The sequence below is a fragment of the Anaerotalea alkaliphila genome (assembly GCF_010179735.1).
Taxonomy (GTDB): domain Bacteria; phylum Bacillota; class Clostridia; order Lachnospirales; family Vallitaleaceae; genus Anaerotalea; species Anaerotalea alkaliphila.
In genome coordinates, this window is the sequence record NZ_JAAEEH010000011.1 from 30,495 (window position 1) to 51,899 (window position 21,405).

Below are 21,405 nucleotides of genomic sequence, written 5' to 3' on the forward strand. Positions count from 1 at the left end.
CTCATCCGTTCCTTTCCTGGTTTTCCTTGAACACCCTGAGGATCACCTTGGCCAGCTCTTCCGGATCGTGCCGGATATGCCTTTTTTCGTGGGAGATCTGGAGTAGGGGGGCCGAGACGATCCGCATCCCGTTCCCCTCCTCCAGGTCCATCTCCACACTGGTGCATCCGTCCTCCTCATAGAGCCGGAGATATTCCTCCGGAATCGGCTCCCCGTTCACCACCACCGCATGGATGGCCCCTGTCCCCAGATAGGCCTCCATGGCTTCCACGTGGTTCTTCAAGGTGTACCGGTCCGTCTCCCCCGGCTGGGTCATGATGTTGGAGACGTAGACCACCAGCGCCTTTCCCTTGCGGATGGTCTGGCAGACCCCCTCCACCAGCAGATTGGGGATGATGCTGGTGAACAGGCTCCCCGGCCCCAGCACAATCAGGTCCGCCTCCTCCAGTGCCTCCAACGCCTTCCTGTAGGCCTTGGGTTTGCCGGGCAGGAGCCGGACCTCCGCAATCCTCTTCCGTTCGATCTTGTTTACGAAGACGATTTCATGCTCGCCCACGATTTCGGAACCGTCCTCATAGGTTGCGGCCAGATGGATGTCCTCGATGGTCACCGGCAGAACCTTACCCTTCACCGCCAGGACCTCCGTTGCCTTCTCCACCGCCACATCGAAACCGCCGTACATGTCGTAGAGGGCGGCCAGGAAGAGGTTCCCCAGGTTCTGGCCCTTCATGCATCCGTCCTTGAACCGGTACTGGAACACATGCTCCAGGATGGACTCCGTCTCCGCCAGGGCGAGCAGGCAGTTCCGCACGTCCCCCGGCGGGGGCATGTTCATCTCCCGGCGCAGGATTCCGGAACCCCCTCCGTTGTCCGCCACCGTCACGACGGCGGTCAGCTGGTCCGTATAGTGCTTGAGGCCCCGGATCATGGTGGAAAGGCCTGTCCCGCCGCCGATACATACGATTTTTACCGAATCTTCACACATGGGTGCACCTATCCTCATTTGCCGTGCGCATCCTTTTCCAGGTCCCTGTGCTGGATGTGGACGCTGTATTCCTTCTGGGCCAGCGCCTGGTGCAGCGCATTGGCCAGGGTCACCGACCTGTGCTTGCCGCCGGTGCAGCCGATGGCGATGACGATGTTGTTCTTGCCTTCCTTGATGTAGTTGGGAAGGAGGAACTCCACCATGTCCAGCAACTTGACCATGAAATCCCTGGCCTGCTCCCACTGCATCACAAAGTCCGACACCTCCCGGTCGTTGCCCGTCAGCTCCCGCAACTCCCCCACATAGTAGGGGTTGGGCAGGAAGCGAACGTCGAAGACCAGATCCGCATCGGCGGGGATCCCGTACTTGAATCCGAAGGAGACCACCGTGACGATCAGGCTATCGTACTGCCCGTCCGCATCGAAGACCTTGCGGACCTCCTCCTTCAGTTCCCTGGTAAGCAGGTTCGTGGTGTCGATGATATGGTCCGCCCGTTTCTTGGCCGCCTCCAGGATGCTCCGTTCCAGACGGATCCCTTCCGAGACCCTACCATGGTCCACCAGGGGATGCTTCCGCCGGGTTTCCTTGAACCGCTTCACCAGGATCTTGTCCTGGGCGTCGATGAACACCAGATTGATCCGGTATCCCATCCCCTTCAGGAGGTCCATCTCCTTGAAGAGCTCCTCGAACACGTCCCCGCCCCGGATGTCGATGCCCAGTGCGACCTTGTTGATGCCTGATTCGGGACTGAAGCAGATTTCCGCGAACTTTCCGATCAGGACCGGTGGAAGGTTGTCCACGCAAAAGTACCCCATGTCCTCCAAAAATTTGAGCACCGTGCTTTTCCCCGCACCCGACATGCCTGTGATCACTGTGAATTGCATGGGCCATCTCCTTTACTGGGTCAGGGCTCCCCGATGATTTTCACCTCGGGTTCCAACCGCACCCCATACTGCTGGAAAACCGTGTCCTGGATGTGCGCAATCAGGTCCTGCACCTCCTGGCAACTGGCCTGTCCCTTGTTGACCACGAACCCGCAATGCTTCTCGGAAACCTGGGCTCCTCCGATGGAAACCCCCCGGAGACCTGCGTCCATGATCAGTTTTCCCGCAAAATACCCTTCCGGCCGCTTGAAGGTGCTTCCGGCACTGGGCAGTTCCAGCGGCTGTTTCATCTTCCGCTGGGCGTTCAATTCCCGCATCCGCTCCTTGATGGCCTGCCGGTCCCCCGGAACCAGCTGCAGGGTGGCTTCCAGGACCACCGCCGGCCGGTGGTGGAAGACGCTGTGCCTGTACTCCAGCTCCAGCGCCTCCGCCGGGAATGTGGTCAGGGTCCCGTCCATCTCCAGGGCCTGGACCTCCAGGAGGATGTCCTTCATCTCCCCCCCGTAGGCTCCGGCGTTCATGAACACCGCGCCCCCCAAGGTTCCCGGAATCCCGGAGGCGAACTCGAACCCTCCAAGCCCTTCCTTCCAGACAGCTCCCGCCAGCTTGGACAGGAGGATGCCGGCCTGGGCCTTCACCTTCCCTCCCTCCAGGAAGCGGATTCCGCTGAAGTTCCGGTAGACCTCCACCACAATCCCCCGGATGCCGCCATCCCGGACAAGAAGGTTGCTCCCGTTTCCCAGCACCTGGAGGGGAATCCCCTTCCCATGGCACAGGGCCAGCACCGCCTGGAGCTCCTCCACCGTTTGGGGCGCCACATAGAAATCCGCCGGGCCGCCGATCCTGAAGCTCGTGTGGTTGGCCATGGGCTCGTCCCGGAGGATCCTGTCCTCCGGAAGGATCCCTCCCAGCAATCCGCCGATTTCCTTTTTTTCCATGGCGGCTATTTCAATGCTTCCTCGTTCACGGCAACGGGATAGGCGGCCTTCAGGCTTTCCACTTCCGCCTGGTAGACGGCCTTCTGCTTCTGCTGCAGGAGGGTCTGCTGGATTTCGGCGCTCACTTCGGCCAGTTCCTTCCTGCCCGCCGGCACCTTCTGCCCCACCTGGATCAGGTGGTAGCCGAACTGGGTCTTCACCGGCGCGCTTACCTCGCCCACTTCCAGTGCGAACGCGGCCTCTTCGAATTCCGGCACCATGCGGCCCCTGCCGAACGTCCCCAGGTCTCCGCCCCTTTGTTTGGAAGGGCAGGTGGAGTACTTGGCGGCCGCCTCCTCGAAGGACAGTCCTCCGGCGATCTCTTCCTTCACCTGGCTGCAGAGCTCCTCCGTGTCCACAAGGATGTGCTTGGCTTGGACTTGGGCTTCTGCCAGGAATTCATTCCCGTTCTCGTTGTAGTATGCGGCCACTTCCTCGAACTCCACCTGGATGTCCTCCATCAGCTTCTGGATGGCATACCGCTGGAGAAGGCCCTTCTTGGTTTCCGCCAGGATCTGCTGGAACACCGGATCGCTTTCCATGTCCTTGTCCCTCGCCTGCAGATAGAACAGTTCCCCTGCGATCATCTCCTCCAGGAGCATTTTGCGTCCCGCTTCGGTGGAAACCTCCATCGCCTGCTGTTGGGGAAGGTTGCGCATGATCTGCACCATCTGGTCCTTCGTGATTTCCTGTCCGGCTACCGTAGCCAATACTGTTTTTTCCATTATATTCTCCAATCCATGACTATTCTCTAGGTTCTTCCATCCATATTACATGATTTCATTTTCTTTTGCAAGACGGACCCGTCCCCAGACGGGCCTTATTGGAAAAAGTTCTGCACATAGTAGGTGCCGTAGGGGCTTCCTTCCCGATGGAAGACCCCCGCGCCCAGGAACTTGAATTCCGGGGACAGCAGGGTCTCCCGGTGCCCCGTCCTGGAGTTCATCCATCCCGCATGGGCATCGAAGACGCTCTCCTGTCCCGCCGCCAGGTTTTCCCCCATGTAGGAGCTGTCCACCCCCTGGGCTCCCAGGCGGGTCCGCACGTCGGTACCCGAGGGACAGGTGTGGCTGAAGTAGCCTCTGGTCCCCATGTCCGTCCCGTGCAGCCGGGCTGCCGCAGACGCCGCAGGCGACCAGGAAAGGGGGGGGCCCCCCAGTTTGGCCCGTTCCCCGTTTGCGATGTGGAAGAGGGCCTTCTCCCAGCCGGCCTGCTGTTCCGGCGTGGATGGGAGGCTGAAGCCGGCGGAAGCCCCCTGGACCAGGATGGCCTGGACCCGGTCCTCCCGGTGGCTGTCCAGGTAGAAGGTGGTCTTCACCCCGCCCTTCTGGAGCACCAGGGCGTTCTCCTGCTCCGTCACCGGCAGCAGCCGCTGGACCTCCCCCTTGGGGGTGTCCAGGCCGATCCCCTCCACCTTCCGGCTGCCGCTGTTGAAGTAGTAGGCCTCCACCATTCCGTCCCGGACGGCCGCCATGGAGAAGTCCCTGTAGTCCCTGGCATGGATGTTCCACACCAGGCCGTCGGACTCCCTGTAGGAATCGGTGGGCTCCCCCAGCCTGGGTGCCAGATTGCCTGCGTCCAGGCCGATTCCCAGGTCGGATCCCAGGGCCACGGCCTCTTCCAAGGTCTCCGGCTGGACCCGCCGGGCGGGGTCCAACAGCCGGATGGTCAGGGCGCTGGCCTCCGCCCGGGTGGCAGTCCGCTCCAGGTGCAGGTAGCCGTCCCCGTATCCGGTGACGATTCCTGCGATGTAGGTGTCCAAGGCAGCCGTGCTGTACTTCGGCTCGATGACCCCGTAGTCCCGGATTACGGGGATGAACTCGTTCCTGTCCCGGTAGTTCAGGGCCAGGGCACGGTGGATGGCCAGCACGATCTCCTTGCGCAGGATGGGGCGGTCCAATTCCTCGAACTCCCCAGGCTCCAGGTAGCCCTGTTCCAAGGCCTTCTCCACATAGGGGGAGGCCCAGTGTCCGGTCCCTTCCCCTATGGATGTGGCATGCCCCTGGGCTTCCACCAGAATCTTGATGAACTCCCCTCGGCTGATGGTCCGGTCGGGCCGGAAGGTGGCGTCCGGATAGCCGTTGATGATTCCCGTGCCCGCAAGGAAAAGGACTTCCCCCGCGAACCAGTCGCTTTCACACACGTCCGTGAAAACCGGAACCGTCCTCGCCTGGGCCCCCGCCTCCAGGGACCCGGTCGACAGCAGCCCCAGGACCAGCATCCCTAGGACCACCAGCCTGCCCCAACCTGTTCTTTTCCGCATCCCGCACCTCCTTTTTCCCGTGGTCACCGCAGATATTTGTGATGGAACTTCTTCACGCCGTCGGAATATTCCTTGACGATGTGCCCGTTGCCCTCCAGCTTGTATTTGTAGATCATCAGGCCTTCCAGCCCCACCGGGCCCCTGGCATGGATCTTGTTGGTGCTGATCCCCACTTCCGCTCCGAAACCGTACCGCAGGCCGTCGCTGAACCGGGTGGAGCAGTTGTGGAACACGTTCCCCGCATCCACCAGGTCCATGAAGATGTCCGCGGTTTCCTGGCTTTGGGTGAGGATGGTTTCCGTATGTCCGGATCCGTAGGTGTTGATGTGGTCGATGGCTTCCATCAGGTTGTCCACCACCTTGATGGAGAGGGTGTAATCCAGGTATTCCGTCTTCCAGTCCTCCTCCGTGGCCTCCACGCAGGGGATCAGCGCCCGGGTCCTGGGGCATCCCAGAATCTTCACGTTGCTCTCCTTAAGCTTCTCCGCCAGCGGGGGAAGCACCCGGGGCGCAATCCCCTTGTGGACCAGCAGGGTCTCCATGGCGTTGCAGACCGCCACATACTGGGTCTTGGAATCGTTCGCCACCCGTACGGCCATCTCCAGGTCCGCGTCCTCATGGATGTATCCGTGGCAGATGCCGTCCGCATGGCCCAGGACGGGGATCCTGGAGTTGTCCATGATGTGGCGGACGAACTCGTTGGAGCCCCTGGGGATGATCAGGTCTATCCATTCGTCCAGCTTCAGGAGGCCCTGGACATCCTCCCTGGTGGCCAGGTTGTGCAGCCATCCCTGGGGGATCTGTGCCCCTTGGGTGGCGTCCTGGATGACCTGGGACAGGATCCTGTTGGTTTCCCTGGCTTCGCTGCCTCCCTTGAGCAGCACCGCATTCCCGCTCTTCAGGCAGAGGCTGGAAATCTGGACCAGGGCGTCCGGCCTGGATTCGAAGATGATGCCGATGACGCCGATGGGGCAGCTCTCCTTCACCAGCAGCAGCCCTTCGTCCAGTTCCGTTTCCATGAGCACCTTGCCCACAGGGTCCGGGAGCCCGATCAGGCTCCGGATGCCGTCCACCACTTCCCGGATCTTTGCCTGGTCGAACTTCAGCCTCTTCAGGAGGGGGGCGCCCAAGGCCTCCTCCTCGCTCCGCTGCAGGTCCGCCCGGTTCGCCGCAAGGATCTCCTCCTGCCTGTCCAACAGTGCCTGGGCGATCCGCTCCAGCCCCTTGTCCTTCTCTTCGGTGGATACGGCCGCCAACCGGATGGAGGCCTCTTTGGCCTTCTTGGCTATTGTATTGATGTCCATCGCATACCTCTCTCATTCATTGTATTTTGACGCTTTCCTATTCCTTGGAGCCGCCTGCGGGTCCCAGGAGCAGATACAGTCCCACCAGGACGATGGCGACCCCCAGGAAGAGTTCCTTGGCTGCAAAATTGAAGAACTTCTCGAAAAGCAGGGCGGCTCCCATGATGATCAGGAGCCCGCCCAGCAATTGTTTAGTTTTTTTTTGCGTATCCGTGTCCACGTGGACCCTTTTTCCGTCCTTGTCATAGACTTCCACATCGTCTTCCGGAATGTCCAGCGGCTGCTCCGGGATTACGATCATGGCGATGATGTAGGTCAGGATTCCGCTGAATCCCGCGAAGACCATGATGATGAACACCAGCCGGATCAGCGTGGGGTCGATTCCCAGATACTTGCCCAGACCGCCGCAGACGCCTGCCAGCATCCGGTCGCTCCGGGACCTGTAGAGTTTCTTGTCCATATTTGGCACCTCTCCTTTTTTTGGCGGGGACCCCCATGAAGTTCCCCTTGCAGTTTGAAAAGCCTTGCCGTACAATGGGTAGGAAACACACGATTGCACATGGGGAGGCTTATGATGACCTTGATGAAAACCTTCATGAAGCGGACCGGCGCGCTTGCGCTGCTGCTTCTTTTGACCCTTGCCTTGGGCGCCGCCTGCGGCAAGGACACCCCCGAAGACCCGCAGGCAACCGGACAGGAGTCCCCGGTCGAACCACCGGCGGCAACCGAAGGCCCGGCCGTCCCGGATTCCGGGACGGAAACCGCCTCCGGGGAGGGCACCGGCACCGCGGACCAACCCGGTCCCCCCCAGAAGCCGGACGCTCCCGGAGAACGGGAGCCGGCCCTTCCAGAGGGCCAGGAAGTGCCCGATCCGGCCAGCCTGCAGGCCCTTGTGAACAAGACCTTCGCCCTTCCCTCCGACTACATCCCCAGCGACCTGGTGGTGCCGGACATCCCCTTTTCCTTCGACGGGGTGGAGGACAAGCGGCATCTCCGACAGGAAGCCGCCACCGCCCTGGAGGGACTGGTGGGGGCCGCGGCCGAGGAGGGGGTCCCCCTGGCCGGCGTGTCCGGATACCGCTCCTTCAGCCGCCAGAAGGCCATCTACGAGGCCAAGGTGGCGGCCGTAGGACAGGAGGCGGCCGACAAGGTCAGCGCCCGGCCCGGCCACAGCGAGCATCAGACCGGCCTGGCCATCGACATGAGCTGCGCCTCCATCGGCTACAGCCTTTCCTATTCCCTGGGGGAACTGCCCGAAGGGATCTGGATGGCGGAGAACGCCCACCGTTTCGGTTTCATCATCCGCTATCCCAAGGACAAGACCCTGATCACAGGCTACAACTACGAGCCCTGGCACCTCCGCTATGTGGGGATCCCCCTGGCCACCGAGCTGCACAGCCAGGGCCTGACCATGGAAGAATATTTCGGGATCTGACCTAGACCAGTCCCGTCGTCTCCGGAAGGTCCAGCATCAGGTTCATGTTCTGGATGGCGGCCCCCGAAGCCCCCTTGCCCAGGTTGTCCAAGCGACAGACCAGCATGGGGGTTTCGTCGTTTCCGAGGATGAAGATTTCCGCCCGGTTGGTGTCGTTGCAACCGTCCACCAGGAAGGTGCCCAGCAGGAAGCGGCTGTCGTCGTCGGGATCCACCACTTCCACGAAGGGCTCGTCCCCATAGGTTGCCGACAGGAAGTCGTACAGGCCCCTTCTGCTTTTGGCCTCCGCCAGCAGGTCCGCCCGCAAGGGGATGGTCACCGCCAGTCCCTTGTAGAAGTTCCCCACGATGGGCATGAAGATCGGATTCTTCGCCAGGCCGATGAACTTCTTCATTTCCGGCAGATGCTTGTGCGCCAGTCCCAGGGCATAAGGCCTGGGAAGCTCGAAGCCCTTGATCGCTTCCTGCTCGTAGTCGTGGATCATCTGCTTCCCGCCGCCGCTGTATCCGGTGATGGAATGGATGCTCACAGGATAGTCCTCCGGCACGATCCCCTCCCGGACCAGGGGCCCCAAAGCCAGGATCGCCGCCGATGCATGGCAACCCGGCACGCTCACCCGGTTGCTGCTCCGAACCTTCTCCCGCTGGAAGGGGGAAAGCTCCGGAAGGCCGTAGGCCCACTGGTCGTTGGTCCTGAATTCCGTGCTGGCGTCGATGATCTTGGTCCGGGGATTCTCCACCAGCCCAACCGCTTCCCGGGAGCCCGCCTCCGGCAGGCACAGGACCACCAGGTCGGCTTCGTTCATGCGGGCCGCCCGGACCTTCTGGTCCCTGCGCTGTTCGAAATCGATTTGCAGCACCTCCACATGGGGATGCCGCTCCAGATATTCATGGACCCGCAACCCCGTGGTTCCATGCTGCCCGTCTACGTATATCTTGTATCTCATCAATCCTGTCCTCCTGGTTCTGGATTCTTTCCGCTTTGTCTTATGTATGATTTTACCCCGACTCCCGCAGTAAAGTCAAGCGAAGCTCCCGCTCCCCTCCGGAACAAATCCCTTTTTGGTGTTGACAATCCTTCTTTCGTGGGTTAAAATGCTATTAAATGATAACCATTATCTATTAAATTTCAAGAGAAGGAGCCATATCATGAAGAAAAGAGCAGGTGCCGTCACATTGGGAGGCAATCCCATGACACTATTGGAAGAGGAAATCAAGGTGGGGGATGTCGCCCCGGACTTCACCGTCCTGGACAAGGACCTGAATCCCGTGAGGCTCAGCGACGCCAAGGGCAAGAAGGTGCTGATCAGCGTGGTGCCTTCCATCGACACCCCCGTGTGCGCCAGCCAGACCCGCCGTTTCAACGAGGAACTGGCCACTTTGGAGGAGGTTGAGGTCTACACCGTCAGCGTGGACCTCCCCTTCGCCCTGGGACGTTATTGCGCGGTGGAAGGCATCGACAAGGTGAAGACCCTGTCCGACCACAAGGAACTGGATTTCGGAAGGAAGTACGGCTTCGTCATCGACGAGCTGCGGATCCTGGCCCGGGGGATCGTGGCGGTGGACGAGGAGGGCGTGGTCACCCATGTGGAATACGTGCCCGAGGTGACGGAACACCCGGATTATGAAAGGGCCCTGGAGGCGGTACGCTGAGCGGCGCCCCGGAGGTTGCGAATCTGCCTTCCTATGATGGAAACGGAAACAGGAAAAGCCATCCTTGACCGGATGGCTTTTCCTGTTTCTTGTGCTTTGGCCGCAGCCTATTCCACCGTGACGCTCTTGGCCAGGTTCCGTGGCTTGTCCACGTCGCGGCCCAGGCCGCAGGCGATATGGTAGGCGAAGAGCTGTTGGGGGATGTTCACCAGCAGGGTGGTGAAGTTGGGGTGGGTCCGGGGCACGAAGATGGCGTCGTCCACCGCCAGGCGGATCTCCTCGTTCCCTTCCATGGCGATGGCCATCACATTGGCTCCCCGGGCCTTCACTTCCTTGATGTTGCTGATGGTCTTCTCCAGAAGGGCCTCCTGGCCCACCAGTCCCATCAGCAGGGACCCTTCCTCTATCAGGGCGATGGGGCCGTGCTTCAGCTCACCGGCGGGATAGCTTTCGGCGTGTAGGTAGGCGACTTCCTTGATCTTCAGGGCGCCCTCCATGGCGGCGGCATAGTCCAGCCCCCGGCCGATGTAGAACACGTTCTTCATGTGCAGGTTCTTCCTGGCCAGGTCTTCCACCAGATGGGCATTCTCCAGCACCCGCTCCACCTTCTCCGGCAGCTCCAGCAGGGCATCCCGCAGGACGGCGAACTCCTCGTCCCCTATCTTTCCCAGCACCTGTCCGATCTTCATGGACAGCAGATACATGGCCACCAGCTGGGCGGAATAGGCCTTGGTGGAGGCCACGGCGATTTCCGGTCCCGCGCAGGTGTAGAACACGTCGTCCGCTTCCCTGGCGATGGTGGAACCCACCACGTTCACCACGCCCAGCACCCGGGCGCCGGCCTTTTTGGCCATCCGCAGGGCGGCCAGGGTGTCCGCCGTCTCCCCGGACTGGGACACCACGATCATCAGGGTGTTCTCATCCAGGATGGGGTCCCTGTACCTGAACTCCGACGCCACGTCCGCAACCACGGGGACCCGTGCCTGGGCCTCCAGCAGCATCTTCCCGACGGATCCCGCATAGTAGGCGGTGCCGCAGGCGACGATGTAGACCTTGTTGATCTTCTCCATGGTTTCCTTGTCCAGACGGATGCCGTCCAGCTGGACTTCCGTGCTGTCCTTGCCGATCCTGCCCAGGAGGGTGTCCCGGATGACCTTGGGCTGCTCGTAGATTTCCTTCAGCATGAAGTGGTCGTAGCCGCCCTTCTCCGCCGCGTGGATGTCCCAGGTCACATGGAAGACCGGACGCTCGATGGGCTTCTTCAGGTTGTCCATGAGCTGCACGGAGTTCTTGCGCACCACCGCCACTTCCCCGTCCTCCAGGAAGTAGACGTCCCGGGTGTGCTTCAGGATCGCCGGGATGTCCGAGGCGATGAAGTTTTCACCCGTGCCCAGTCCCACCACCAGGGGGCTGTCCTTCCGGGCCGCGATGATGGTGTCCGGTTCGTCCTTGCAGAACACCCCGAAGGCATAGGATCCCTGGATGCGGTCGATGGCCAGCAGGACCGCGTCCAGCAGGTCCTTGGTCTCCCTGTAGTAGGAGGCGATCAGATGGACCGCCACCTCGGTGTCCGTTTCGGAGGCGAACACATAGCCCTCTTCCATCAGTTCCGCCTTCAGGGAAAGGTAGTTCTCGATGATTCCGTTGTGCACCAGCACGATGTCCGTTTCCTCATCCCGGTGGGGGTGGGAATTCACATCGGAAGGGGCGCCGTGGGTCGCCCAACGGGTATGCCCGATCCCCACGCTCCCCTGGATGGGCGTTGCCAGAAGCCGCTCCTCCAGGTTGACCAGCCTTCCCTTCACTTTGATCATCTCCACCGCCTGGTCATAAACCGCTACCCCGGCGGAGTCATAGCCCCTGTATTCCAGGGACCGCAATCCGTCCATCAGAATGGGGACCGCTGCCTGATTGCCTATATATCCTACGATTCCACACATAATTGCCTCCTATGCCAACCGCTCCTCGATCAGAGCCGCCAGCCGTTTTGCCTCTATTTCCAGTTCCTCTTGGTCCTTGCCTTCGATCATCACCCGCACCAGCGGTTCCGTGCCGGAGGGACGGATCAGCACCCGGCCTGCGCCGGCGAACTTCCGCTCCACTTCCAGGATGGCTTCCTGGACCACCGTGTCCTTCAGGTAGTCGTTCTTCCTGCTGTTGGCCACCTTGGCGTTCACCAGGGCCTGGGGCAGCACGTCCATGATGGAGGCCAGCTCCGACAACTTCTTGCCTGTGACCTTCATCACTTCCAACAGGTGGAGGGCCGTCAGCAGGCCATCCCCCGTGGTGTTCTCGTCCAGGAAAATGATATGGCCGGACTGCTCCCCGCCGATGTTGTAGTGGTTCTCCAGCATGTTCTCCAGCACGTAGCGGTCCCCCACCTTGGTCTGTTCGATATGGATGCCCTGTTCCTTGCCCATGATGAAGAAGCCCAGATTGCTCATGACCGTGGCCACGATGGTGTTCTTCTTCAGCCTTCCCTGGGATTTCATGAAGTTCCCGCAGATGGCCATGATCTGGTCCCCGTCCACCAGGCGCCCGTTTTCATCCACCGCCAGGCAGCGGTCCGCGTCCCCGTCGAAAGCCAGACCCACATGGGCTTCCACCTGCCGCACATACTGCTGCAGGTCGTTCATGTGGGTGGAGCCGCACTTCTTGTTGATGTTGGTCCCGTCCGGCTCGTTGTGGATGATGATCACCTCGGCCCCCATTTCCCGCAGGGCCTGGGGGGCGGAGACGAAAGAGGCTCCGTTGGCGCAGTCGATGACCACCTTCAGGCCTTCCAGCCGGGTGCCGATCTGCCGCTTCACGTAACGGATGTAGTCGAAAATGGACTCCGTCCTGTACTGGACCCGCCCGATTTCCGTCCCCACGGGCAGGGGGATGGAAGCGTTCCCCTCCCCAAGCAGGTCCTCCACCTCTTCTTCCAGCTGGTCGGAAAGCTTGTAGCCGTGCCTGTTGAAGAACTTGATCCCATTGTATTCCACCGGATTGTGGGAAGCGGAGATCACCACCCCCGCATCCGCGCCGTACTCCCTGGTAAGATAGGCCACCGCAGGCGTGGGTACCACGCCGATGGCGATGGCGTTCGCCCCCACCGAGCTGATGCCCGCAATCATGGCCGCCTCCAGCATTTCTCCGGAAATCCTTGTATCCCTACCGATCAGGATGGTGGGCTTGTGCTTGTTCTCCTTGGTCAGCACATAGGCTCCCGCCTGTCCAAGCCGGTATGCCATCTCCACCGTCAGTTCCTGGTTCGCTATTCCCCTCACTCCATCCGTGCCAAACAATTTTCCCATGTCGGCCTCCTCTCCTCTGTCGCTTATCGGTTCAATTATACCACCCTGGTCCCTTTTTACAAGCCTGTTCCCTCTAAAAAGTAGACCTTTCAACAAAATGGTCTATACCAATCTTTCCTTTGGCATAGACCATTCGACTTATTGCTCTTCTTCCGGTTCCGTCACCGGTCCTTCCGCTTCCAGGACCACCTGCATCCGCAGGGGCTGGGCCACAAGGGAGACCCCTTCCGGCAGGTCCAGGACCAGCTGGACCGTGTGGGTCCCCGCTCCCAGGTTCGCCAGGGAAATACTAGGCCTAAGGGCTGAAACCGTCAGGCCCCCCAGGGCCTCCTGGGTTCCGGAAAGGCGAAGGCTGTAGGCGCCCTGGGCCACATGGGTGAGGGTCAGGCCTTCGGCCAGCCCCTGGTTCTGGACCTCCCTGGGCTGCAGGATCAGGTCCCTCTGGACCAGGGCCTCCACGTCCAGGGTGACCTTCACCGTCTCCGCCTCGTCATAGAGGAAGACGCTGCGGGGCAGCAGCGGCACCAGGTCCACCTCCACGACCTTGTCCTCGGTCAGTCCCTGCACGCTGATTGGCTCCAGGGTGATGGAGGAGACCTCGTCCACCACACCCTCCTTGCCCCGGACCGTTATGGTCCTAGGTTCGTAGGAGACCCCTGCAAGCACGTGGCCCGCTGCCACCTGCCCGGTGACAGGCACCTGGATGTCGATCCGTTTGGTCTTCTCGATGGGCACCACCACCTTCACCTGGTTGATGCTGGGGGTCAGCCCCAGGATCTCCTGGCCGTCCTCGCCCATCACCTGGAGGTTCCCGTAGAAGGTCACTTCCTTTGTTGCGCCGCTGATGCTCACCGGCACCAGCACCCTCTTCACCAAGGCGATCTTGGACTGGGGTCCGGTGATCTGGACCGAATTGGGCTCGATGCTGGGATTCAACGCGATGTAACCGGCGGCCGGGTCGTCCTTGAAGACATGCTGGATCTCCTTCTGGATGGTCAGCACGTTCTCCAGCTCCACCTGCATGGTCCCGGGCTCCTTCTCCATCACCTTGATGTCGTTGTCCACCTGGACCTGGATCTCCACGGCTCCGGTGATGGACATCTTGCTCAGGTCCGCATAGACGTAGATGTCGTTGTAGGACATCCTGTCCACCAGGGACCGCTTGCCCCTGATCTTGATGTCCACCCGGTCGCCGGAGACATACTCGATGGACTTCCGCTGGCTTGTGATCACCGACTCGTTCAACTTGTTCACCGGCACGTTGTTGAAGGTCCTGGTGACAAGGGGATCTTCATAATTGACGACTGTCAGCCACAGGACAAATCCCAGCAGCACGGACAGCAGCTTCCAGCCGATGTTGTCCATGATGTTATCTAACATTCTTCATTCTACCTTTCCAGATCTTGAACTTGGTGGCATCCGGCGTGTCCGCGTAAATCTCCAGGAGCTTCCCTTTCAGGTACTCCAGGTCCACTCCCCGGACCAGGTTCCCTCCCATGGCCACGGACATCTTGCCCGACTCCTCGGACACGGTGACCACCACGCAGTCGGAAACCTCGGAAATCCCCACGGCGGCCCGGTGCCTTGTGCCCAACTCCTTGCTCAGGGTCATGTTCTCGGACAAGGGCAGGTAGCAGGTGGCCGCCACGATCCGGTTTCCCCGGATGATCACGGCCCCGTCATGGAGGGGGGTGTTGTGCTCGAAGATGTTGCAGAGGATCTGCCGGGTGACGATGGCGTCCACCGGAAGCCCCGTCTTCTCGAACTCATAGAGCTTCACGTCCTTCTCCAGCACGATCAGGGCTCCCGTCTTCACCTTGGACATGAGGGCGCAGGCCTGGACGATCTCCTCGATGTATTCCTGGGCCAGCTTCTCCTTCTTGTCCTTCTGTTCGTCGAAGGCCACCAGGGTGGACAGGAAATTCTTCTGCCCCAGCTGTTCCAGGGCCTTCCTGAGCTCCGGTTGGAACACGATCAGCAGGGCGATGATCCCCACATTGATGGTGTTGGCGAAAATCCACATGATCGTGTTCATCTCGAAAACCATGGCGATGGCCGAAACGGCAAACAGCACGATGATCCCCTTGAACAGCATCCATGCCCGGGTGCCCCGGACCCATTTCAGGATCTGGTAGATGCCGAAGGCGATGACTGCGATTTCGATGATATCTTTGATTTTGATGATGGGAAGGGCTTGGAACACCTGCAGGACGTTGCTCCAAATCTCAGAAAATGTATTCACGGCCGCACCTCGACATTATTTGATCTTTTTGACTTCCTTGACTGCCTTTGCCAGCTTCACTTTGGGGACCACCTTCACATAGTAGTAATGGTCGTCGTCCTCGAACTGCACCTTCTCGCTCCGCTGGTAGTCCAGGGAAAAACGGAAAAACTGGAATAGCGCGGTCAGGGCTCCCGCCACCAGGGTGCCCGCCACCAGGCCGCCTATGGACACCTCCACCTTCAGGAGGACGCTTCCCAGGAAGAATCCCAGAAGGTTCACCGCCGCCCCGACGGCGATGGCCAGATAGAAGACCTGGCGCACCGGGAGCCCCCGGACGAAACGCATGGAGAGGACCACCGCGGAAAACACCAGCACCGTCAGGAGCATGGCCATGTCGTGCATGGCCGCCTGGGACAGATACTTGTACATGCCCACCATCACTTCCGGAAGGTCGTACAGGGTGGAACCCCCTCCGCCGATCTCCAGCATGCCCGGCACATAGGCGGACATCCTGTAGAGCACCACCCCGACCCCCAGGGGGATCACCGCGGTTCCGCTCAGGAAGAGTCCGGCCACCAGGGGCAGCAGGATCCCCAGTTTCCACTGCTCCAGCAGGGGCACCAGGAGAACCAGATAGGCCAGGTCCGGCTGGAGCCGGACGAACATCAGGTAGAGGACCACCATGCCCAGGAACACGATCAGGGCGGCCTCGACGGAGCGGGCCATCAGCTGGGCTCCGGTGAACACCATCAGCAGCAGCAGGAACCAGGTGGCCGGAACGAAGGCCGCCACGGCGGCCAGCAGCAGATGGAGCCAGGGGCTTCCCAGCAGGGGCACCAGGGAAAAGAAGGCGTTCAGGTAGCGCAAGGCCCCCAAGGACACCAGGAATTTTCCAAAAGGCTTCAGGATCCCCTCATACCGCCTATAGAAATTGGCCATCCAATCTTTCATCTCATACAAGAACGTCATCCCACACCCCCTACAATCTTCGCAGCGTCTTCAACCGCTGTTCGTACTGGTTGAGCCGCTTCTGCGCTTCTTCGTAGCCCCTCTTCTGGATCCGGTTGGATATGAAGGTGTAGGCGAGCATGCAGAGCAACCAGATGGTGAAATATTCAACGAACTGCCCCACAAAATCGAAGTGGGTGATGTTCGTGATGTTGTCAAGAAACTTTGCGGAAAGGTCCATCAGGAAGAGCAGCAGCAGCGCTGCGGTGACGGCCATCCTGGTCTTGAAGTTTTGGAACGAAAGGTAATTCGAACGGAAATATCCGGCCGTCCGCAGGTCCCTGCGCCCCTGGTTCTTCTCATAGGACGCAAGTTTGGTCATCAAGATGAGCTTTTCCCTGTTCAACAAAGCGTCCACCCCGTTTCTTTTCATAGAAGCCTTTAGACATTATACCACAAAAGAAAAGCGGTGGCACGGAAAGTTTGCCTTCCGCGCCACCGCGTCCTACCGGTGCTATTTGTTCTTCATGGTGGGGAACAGCAGGATGTCCCGGATGGAATAGGAGTCGGTGAGGAGCATGACGAACCGGTCGATCCCCACGCCCAGTCCCCCTGTGGGGGGCATGCCGTATTCCAGCGCCGTCAGGAAGTCCTCGTCGATCATGTTGGCTTCCTCGTCCCCGGCGGCCCGCAGGCTCTCCTGGTAATCGAAGCGCACCCGCTGGTCGATGGGGTCGTTCAACTCCGAGAATGCATTGGCGAACTCCCTGCGGGTGATGAACAGCTCGAACCGTTCCGTATAGGCCGGGTCTTCGGGCTTCCGCTTGGCCAGGGGGGAGATCTCCACCGGATGGTCCATGATGAAGGTGGGCTGCACCAGATGTTCCTCCGCGTAATGCTCGAAGAAAAGGTTCAGGATCTCCCCTTTCTTGAAATGCTTCTCGAACTCGATGCCATGGGCTTTGGCCAACTCCCTGGCCTCCTCGTCCCCCTTGACCTCGTTGAAGTCCACATTTCCGTATTTCTTCACGGCCTCCAGCATGGTCAGCCGTCCGAAAGGCTTCTCCAGGTCGATTTCCACCCCGTCGTAGTTCACCACGGCGGTGCCCAGCACGTTCCTGGCCACGGTCCTGAACATCTCTTCCGTCAGGTCCATCATGCCGTAGTAGTCCGTGTAGGCCTGGTAGAGTTCCAGCAGGGTGAACTCCGGGTTGTGGCGTACGGAAATCCCCTCGTTCCTGAACACCCTTCCCATTTCATAGACCCGCTCGAAGCCCCCAACGATCAGCCGCTTCAGGTGCAGCTCCAGGGAAATCCGCAGATGCAGCTCCATGTCCAGGGCGTTGTGGTGGGTCAGGAACGGTTTGGCCGCGGCCCCACCGGGGATGGTGTGCAGCACCGGGGTCTCCACTTCCAGGAAGGAGCGGCTGTCCAGGTAGCTCCTGATCTCCTTCAGGATCCTGGTCCGTTTGAAGAAGGCGTCCTTGACTTCCGGATTCACGATCAGGTCCAGGTACCGTTGCCGGTAGCGGGTGTCCGTATCCTTCAATCCATGGAACTTCTCGGGGAGGATCTGGAGGCTCTTGGACAACAGGACGACCTCCTGGGCCTTGACCGAAATCTCCCCCTTCTGGGTGATGAACACCTCTCCCCTTACGCCGACCAGGTCCCCCAGGTCGTAATGCTTGAACTCCTGGTAGGACTCTTCCCCCAGGTCGTCTTTCCGTACATAGGCCTGGATCTGTCCATCCCTGTCCTGGACATGGCAGAAGGAGGCCTTGCCCATGACCCGCTTGGTCATGATCCGGCCCGCGATGGATACGGTCTTCCCTTCCAGAGCGGAGAAACCGTCCAGGATCTCCTGGCTGTGGTGGGTGGCGTCAAATTTCGTGATGGCAAAAGGGTCTTTGCCCTTTTCCTGCAGATCCGCCAATTTGCTCCTGCGGATCTGCAGCAGCTCGTTCATTTCCTGTACGACGGTTTCCGTGACGTTGTTGTTCTCAGACACTTCGATTACTCCTATCTATCGATGAATTTCCAGCACTTTGAAGGAGACGTTTCCCGCCGGTGTGTCCACACTGGCCACCTCTCCCACCTTCAGGCCCAGAAGGGCGCGGCCTACGGGGGCTTCGTTGGATATCTTTCCTTTTAAGGGGTCGGCTTCCGTGGAACCTACGATGGCGTAATCCACTTCCTCTTCCATCTCCAGATCATACAGACGCACCTTGCATCCGATGCTGATGGAACCCAGGTCCACCTCGTCTTCGTCGATGACTTCAGCGTTCTTCAGGATCTTCTCGATTTCAACGATCCTTGCCTCGACCTCGCCTTGCTCGTCTTTGGCCGCATCGTATTCCGCGTTCTCGGAAAGGTCCCCTTGGGCCCTTGCTTCCTTGATCTTCTCTGCGATTTCCTTGCGCTTGAAAACCTTCAGGTTCTGCACTTCTTCTTCCAGGTTCTTCAGACCTTGATAGGTCAAAATCATCTTCTTGTCAGACATTTCTTCCACCTTCCTCCGCACTTGTAGACGTCCAGCTGCACTGGCGCAGCAAACCAAGCCAACGGCTTCCATATTTCACGTATTATATCGCAAGACCCCCTGCTTGTCAAGGATATCCAGGAGCCCCTCGAAGCCTTCCATGGTCTCCACACGGTTGATTTCCGTCCGTATCCTGGCGGAGTTGCGCAGTCCCCTGGTGTACCAGGCCACGTGCTTGCGCATCTCCCGCATGGCGATCCGCTCCCCCTTGTGGTCCACCAGCAGATCCCCATGCCGGCGGACCATGGCCAGCAGGGTTTCCAGCCCCGGCCTGGGCAATAGGGTCCCATCCTCCAGGTAGGCCAGGATTTCGGTGAAGATCCAAGGGTTCCCCTTGGCCGCCCTGCCCACCATGATGGCGTCGCAGCCGGTCTGGTCCAGGAGGGCTTTTGCCTTGGGTCCGCTGTCCACGTCCCCGTTCCCGATCACCGGGATGGAAACCGCCTCCTTCACCTGGCGTATGATGTCCCAGTCCGCCTTTCCGCTGTAGTACTGCTCCCTGGTCCGTCCATGGACGGCCACGGCGCTTGCTCCGTTGGCCTCGGCGATCCTGGCGATCTCCACCGCGTTCACCTCGTCCGGGGAGAAGCCTTTCCGGATCTTGATGGTGACCGGCTTGTCCACCGCATCCACCAGGCTGCGCACGATCTCCCCCACCAGCCTGGGCTTGGTCATCAGGGCCGATCCTTCCCCGTTGTTCACCACCTTGGGGACGGGACAACCCATGTTCACGTCGAACAGCGCGATGGCGGGGTTGTCGATCCTGGCGGCCATCTCCCCCAGCAGGGACGGTTCGCTGCCGAAGAGCTGGATGGCGGTGGGCTTCTCCCCGGGATGGACCACCAGCAGCTCCTGGGTGTTCTTGTTCCCATGGGAGATGGCCTTGGCGCTGACCATCTCGGAATAGACCAGCCCCGCCCCCGCCTCCCTGCAGAGCAGCCGGTAGGGCATGTCGGTGATGCCCGCCATGGGGGCCAGGAAAATGTTGTTCTCCACTTCCAGATTTCCTATTCTCATGGTTCCTCTCACTTGCAGTTCCGCAGATAGATGTGGCGGAGCCCCTTGAAGGTCAGGTCCACATCATAGATGTCGATGGCGTCCGTCTCCCCGACGATGATCCGTGCCAGACCTCCGGTGGCGATGACCTTCATCTCCCTCTCCATCTCTTCCTTCACTTTCCTGACGATGTATTCCACCTGTCCGATGTATCCGTACACCAGGCCCGCCTGCATGCTGGTCACCGTATTCTTGGCCAGGATGCTCTCCGGCTTGCGGATTTCGATCTCCGGCAGCTTGGCCGCCTGCTCCCAAAGGGCGTTGGCGCTGATCTTGATTCCGGGGGAAGTGATCCCCACCTCGAAGACCCCGTCCCCGGATACCACATCGTAGGTGGTGGCCGTGCCGAAGTCGATGACCATGGCGGGACCTCCATATTCGTAATAGGCCCCCACCGCATCCACGATCCGGTCCGCGCCCACTTCCCTGGGGTTGTCCGTATGGATGCTGATGCCCGTCTTGATGCCGGGACCCACGATCATGGGTTCCTTGTCGAAATACTTCCGGATCCCGTTGGTGAAGGAATACATGATGTTGGGGACCACGGAGGAAATGATAACGTCCTTGATTTGGGTCTTGTCCACGCCCCGGGCCTGCAGCATGGCCATGATGGTGACGCCATATTCGTCCGATGTCCGGTTCTCCTTTGTCGTCATCCTGAAATTTCCGGCCAGCCGGCTCCCCTGGTAGACCCCCAGGGTGATGTTTGTGTTGCCGATGTCCACTACAAGTAGCATGCCTGCCTCCTTAGCACTGAAAAAGGGCTGTCCTCCAAGACAGCCGTGGGTTGATCCGTTCGTTTGCCCCTACCGGGACCTGTTGTAGGAAAAATACGCCAGGGATACCGCGGAGGTTAGGATTCCCGCCACCACAGCCTCCAGGATGCCGTTGGTCGTGACGATGGCCAGGAGCATCTTCACCAGGTCGCTCTGCTGCATTCCCAGAAGCTCCAGCACTTCCCTTACCTTCACCAGATAGAGCATCCCCAGGACCAGTATGGTGTTGGTCAGGCTTCCCGCCACTCCGGCCCCGAAAGCGGCGGCGCTTTTGGCCCCACGGGCGCGGCCCAGGACCCTGGACAGGCCCGCATACGTGTAATGGGCGGCCACGCCGATGAACATCCTGGGAAAAACGGACAGCAGGGGGTTGATGAAGAGGGGGTCGATGGGGGTCACCGGACGGGTTGCCGCATGGACCAGGGAAATGATTCCCATGAAGGTTCCCATGAGGAATCCCGCCGCAGGACCCAGGATGACCCCTGTCACGATGGTGGGGATGTGTATGATCGTGGCGCTGACGGAGCCGATGGGGATGGCACCCATGGGGGTGGCGTCCAGCAAGACGGTCAGGGCCAGCATGACGCCCATCAGGGCCAGTTTCCTTGTGTCTTTCAATACCTGCATGGTTCCTCCTGTTCTCATTCCCGTTGGGGGATACAAGACAATTTCCAGTTAATTATAGCAGTTTTTCGGCAAAAAGCAAGGAGCGGAAGCTCCTTGCTCAGTAGAATGCCTTGAAATAGGCCTCCAGCGATTCCCACAGCTCCCTGTAACGCCGCTGGAGCTCCTTCACCTTCAGGTGGGCCCCGATCTCGTCATAGGTGATGTCGTCCTCCTGCGCCAAGGTCTCCAGGTACAAGGTTCCTTCCGGCGAGAAGCCGACGCTGAAGATGCCGCCCATCTCTTCGGTCTGCAGCACACAGATCACCTTCAGCTCCTCCTGGACCTGGCGGGGAATCCCGTCGAAATCCTCGTTGAAATAGTACAGCTGCTCATAGCTGTTGGCAACGGCCAGCACGACCGGTTCCGCCGTCTGTTTCTCCTCCATATCGTCTCCCAT

22 protein-coding genes are annotated in these 21,405 nt (G+C 60.1%); 2 read left to right on the forward strand and 20 right to left on the reverse strand.

Going from position 1 to position 21,405, the window contains the following annotated elements:
- Window position 1: 1 nt before the first annotated feature.
- The 7 genes from GXN74_RS05465 to GXN74_RS14845 all read right to left on the reverse strand — a co-directional run bounded on the left by GXN74_RS05465 (window position 2) and on the right by GXN74_RS14845 (window position 6,873).
- Window positions 2-1,003, reverse strand: coding sequence for a gluconeogenesis factor YvcK family protein (locus GXN74_RS05465; protein WP_246208606.1), 1,002 nt, complete (start codon window positions 1,001-1,003; stop codon window positions 2-4).
- Entirely contained in the window at window positions 1,000-1,869 is an 870-nt protein-coding gene (gene rapZ / locus GXN74_RS05470) for an RNase adapter RapZ (protein ID WP_162369915.1), read from the reverse strand. The genes GXN74_RS05465 and rapZ overlap by 4 nt, the downstream gene beginning before the upstream one ends.
- A 20-nt stretch (window positions 1,870-1,889) precedes the next feature.
- Window positions 1,890-2,807, reverse strand: coding sequence for a UDP-N-acetylmuramate dehydrogenase (murB, locus tag GXN74_RS05475; protein ID WP_162369916.1), 918 nt, complete (start codon window positions 2,805-2,807; stop codon window positions 1,890-1,892).
- A gap of 5 nt (window positions 2,808-2,812) precedes the next feature.
- Complete coding sequence (locus tag GXN74_RS05480; protein WP_162369917.1) at window positions 2,813-3,571, reverse strand: peptidylprolyl isomerase; 759 nt, start codon at window positions 3,569-3,571, stop codon at window positions 2,813-2,815.
- 95 nt (window positions 3,572-3,666) lie between these two features.
- Window positions 3,667-5,109, reverse strand: a complete 1,443-nt coding sequence (locus GXN74_RS05485) for an S-layer homology domain-containing protein (protein ID WP_162369918.1) — start codon at window positions 5,107-5,109, stop codon at window positions 3,667-3,669.
- Window positions 5,110-5,132: 23 nt separating this feature from the next.
- Window positions 5,133-6,413, reverse strand: coding sequence for a glutamate-5-semialdehyde dehydrogenase (locus tag GXN74_RS05490; protein ID WP_162369919.1), 1,281 nt, complete (start codon window positions 6,411-6,413; stop codon window positions 5,133-5,135).
- 37 nt (window positions 6,414-6,450) lie between these two features.
- Complete coding sequence (locus tag GXN74_RS14845; protein ID WP_162369920.1) at window positions 6,451-6,873, reverse strand: PspC domain-containing protein; 423 nt, start codon at window positions 6,871-6,873, stop codon at window positions 6,451-6,453.
- Window positions 6,874-6,987: 114 nt separating this feature from the next.
- Between GXN74_RS14845 and GXN74_RS05500 the strand changes: the two genes are divergently transcribed.
- Window positions 6,988-7,848 carry a M15 family metallopeptidase gene (locus tag GXN74_RS05500; RefSeq protein ID WP_162369921.1) on the forward strand — a complete coding sequence of 287 codons (861 nt, stop codon included), beginning with the start codon at window positions 6,988-6,990 and terminating at the stop codon, window positions 7,846-7,848.
- Window position 7,849: 1 nt separating this feature from the next.
- Here the strand turns inward: GXN74_RS05500 and argC are convergent, their stop codons facing one another.
- On the reverse strand, window positions 7,850-8,794 hold the full coding sequence (gene argC / locus GXN74_RS05505) for an N-acetyl-gamma-glutamyl-phosphate reductase (protein ID WP_162369922.1): 945 nt from the start codon (window positions 8,792-8,794) through the stop codon (window positions 7,850-7,852).
- 202 nt (window positions 8,795-8,996) lie between these two features.
- Between argC and tpx the strand changes: the two genes are divergently transcribed.
- Complete coding sequence (tpx, locus tag GXN74_RS05510) at window positions 8,997-9,500, forward strand: thiol peroxidase (protein WP_162369923.1); 504 nt, start codon at window positions 8,997-8,999, stop codon at window positions 9,498-9,500.
- 107 nt (window positions 9,501-9,607) lie between these two features.
- Here tpx and glmS read toward each other — a convergent pair whose 3' ends face one another.
- From glmS to GXN74_RS05570, 12 genes are all read right to left on the reverse strand, one after another.
- On the reverse strand, window positions 9,608-11,440 hold the full coding sequence (gene glmS / locus GXN74_RS05515) for a glutamine--fructose-6-phosphate transaminase (isomerizing) (RefSeq protein WP_162369924.1): 1,833 nt from the start codon (window positions 11,438-11,440) through the stop codon (window positions 9,608-9,610).
- 9 nt (window positions 11,441-11,449) lie between these two features.
- Window positions 11,450-12,799 carry a phosphoglucosamine mutase gene (glmM, locus tag GXN74_RS05520; RefSeq protein WP_162369925.1) on the reverse strand — a complete coding sequence of 450 codons (1,350 nt, stop codon included), beginning with the start codon at window positions 12,797-12,799 and terminating at the stop codon, window positions 11,450-11,452.
- Between the two features lie 138 nt (window positions 12,800-12,937).
- On the reverse strand, window positions 12,938-14,179 hold the full coding sequence (locus tag GXN74_RS05525) for a CdaR family protein (protein ID WP_162369926.1): 1,242 nt from the start codon (window positions 14,177-14,179) through the stop codon (window positions 12,938-12,940).
- Window positions 14,169-15,041: a diadenylate cyclase CdaA gene (gene cdaA, locus GXN74_RS05530; protein WP_343032793.1), complete on the reverse strand. Its 873-nt coding sequence runs from the start codon at window positions 15,039-15,041 to the stop codon at window positions 14,169-14,171. The genes GXN74_RS05525 and cdaA overlap by 11 nt, the downstream gene beginning before the upstream one ends.
- A gap of 15 nt (window positions 15,042-15,056) precedes the next feature.
- On the reverse strand, window positions 15,057-15,992 hold the full coding sequence (locus tag GXN74_RS05535; protein WP_162369927.1) for a hypothetical protein: 936 nt from the start codon (window positions 15,990-15,992) through the stop codon (window positions 15,057-15,059).
- Between the two features lie 10 nt (window positions 15,993-16,002).
- Complete coding sequence (locus GXN74_RS05540) at window positions 16,003-16,404, reverse strand: hypothetical protein (RefSeq protein WP_162369928.1); 402 nt, start codon at window positions 16,402-16,404, stop codon at window positions 16,003-16,005.
- Window positions 16,405-16,485: 81 nt separating this feature from the next.
- Window positions 16,486-17,979 (reverse strand): lysine--tRNA ligase, encoded by a 1,494-nt coding sequence (gene lysS / locus GXN74_RS05545; protein WP_343032794.1) that lies wholly within the window; start codon window positions 17,977-17,979, stop codon window positions 16,486-16,488.
- Window positions 17,980-17,994: 15 nt separating this feature from the next.
- Window positions 17,995-18,471, reverse strand: coding sequence for a transcription elongation factor GreA (gene greA, locus GXN74_RS05550; RefSeq protein WP_162369929.1), 477 nt, complete (start codon window positions 18,469-18,471; stop codon window positions 17,995-17,997).
- A gap of 75 nt (window positions 18,472-18,546) precedes the next feature.
- Window positions 18,547-19,527, reverse strand: a complete 981-nt coding sequence (gene dusB, locus GXN74_RS05555; RefSeq protein ID WP_162369930.1) for a tRNA dihydrouridine synthase DusB — start codon at window positions 19,525-19,527, stop codon at window positions 18,547-18,549.
- Window positions 19,528-19,535: 8 nt separating this feature from the next.
- Window positions 19,536-20,303, reverse strand: coding sequence for a type III pantothenate kinase (locus GXN74_RS05560; RefSeq protein WP_162369931.1), 768 nt, complete (start codon window positions 20,301-20,303; stop codon window positions 19,536-19,538).
- Window positions 20,304-20,372: 69 nt separating this feature from the next.
- Window positions 20,373-20,969 (reverse strand): ECF transporter S component, encoded by a 597-nt coding sequence (locus GXN74_RS05565; protein ID WP_162369932.1) that lies wholly within the window; start codon window positions 20,967-20,969, stop codon window positions 20,373-20,375.
- 97 nt (window positions 20,970-21,066) lie between these two features.
- Window positions 21,067-21,393 (reverse strand): DUF6145 family protein, encoded by a 327-nt coding sequence (locus tag GXN74_RS05570; protein WP_162369933.1) that lies wholly within the window; start codon window positions 21,391-21,393, stop codon window positions 21,067-21,069.
- Window positions 21,394-21,405 lie beyond the last annotated feature (12 nt).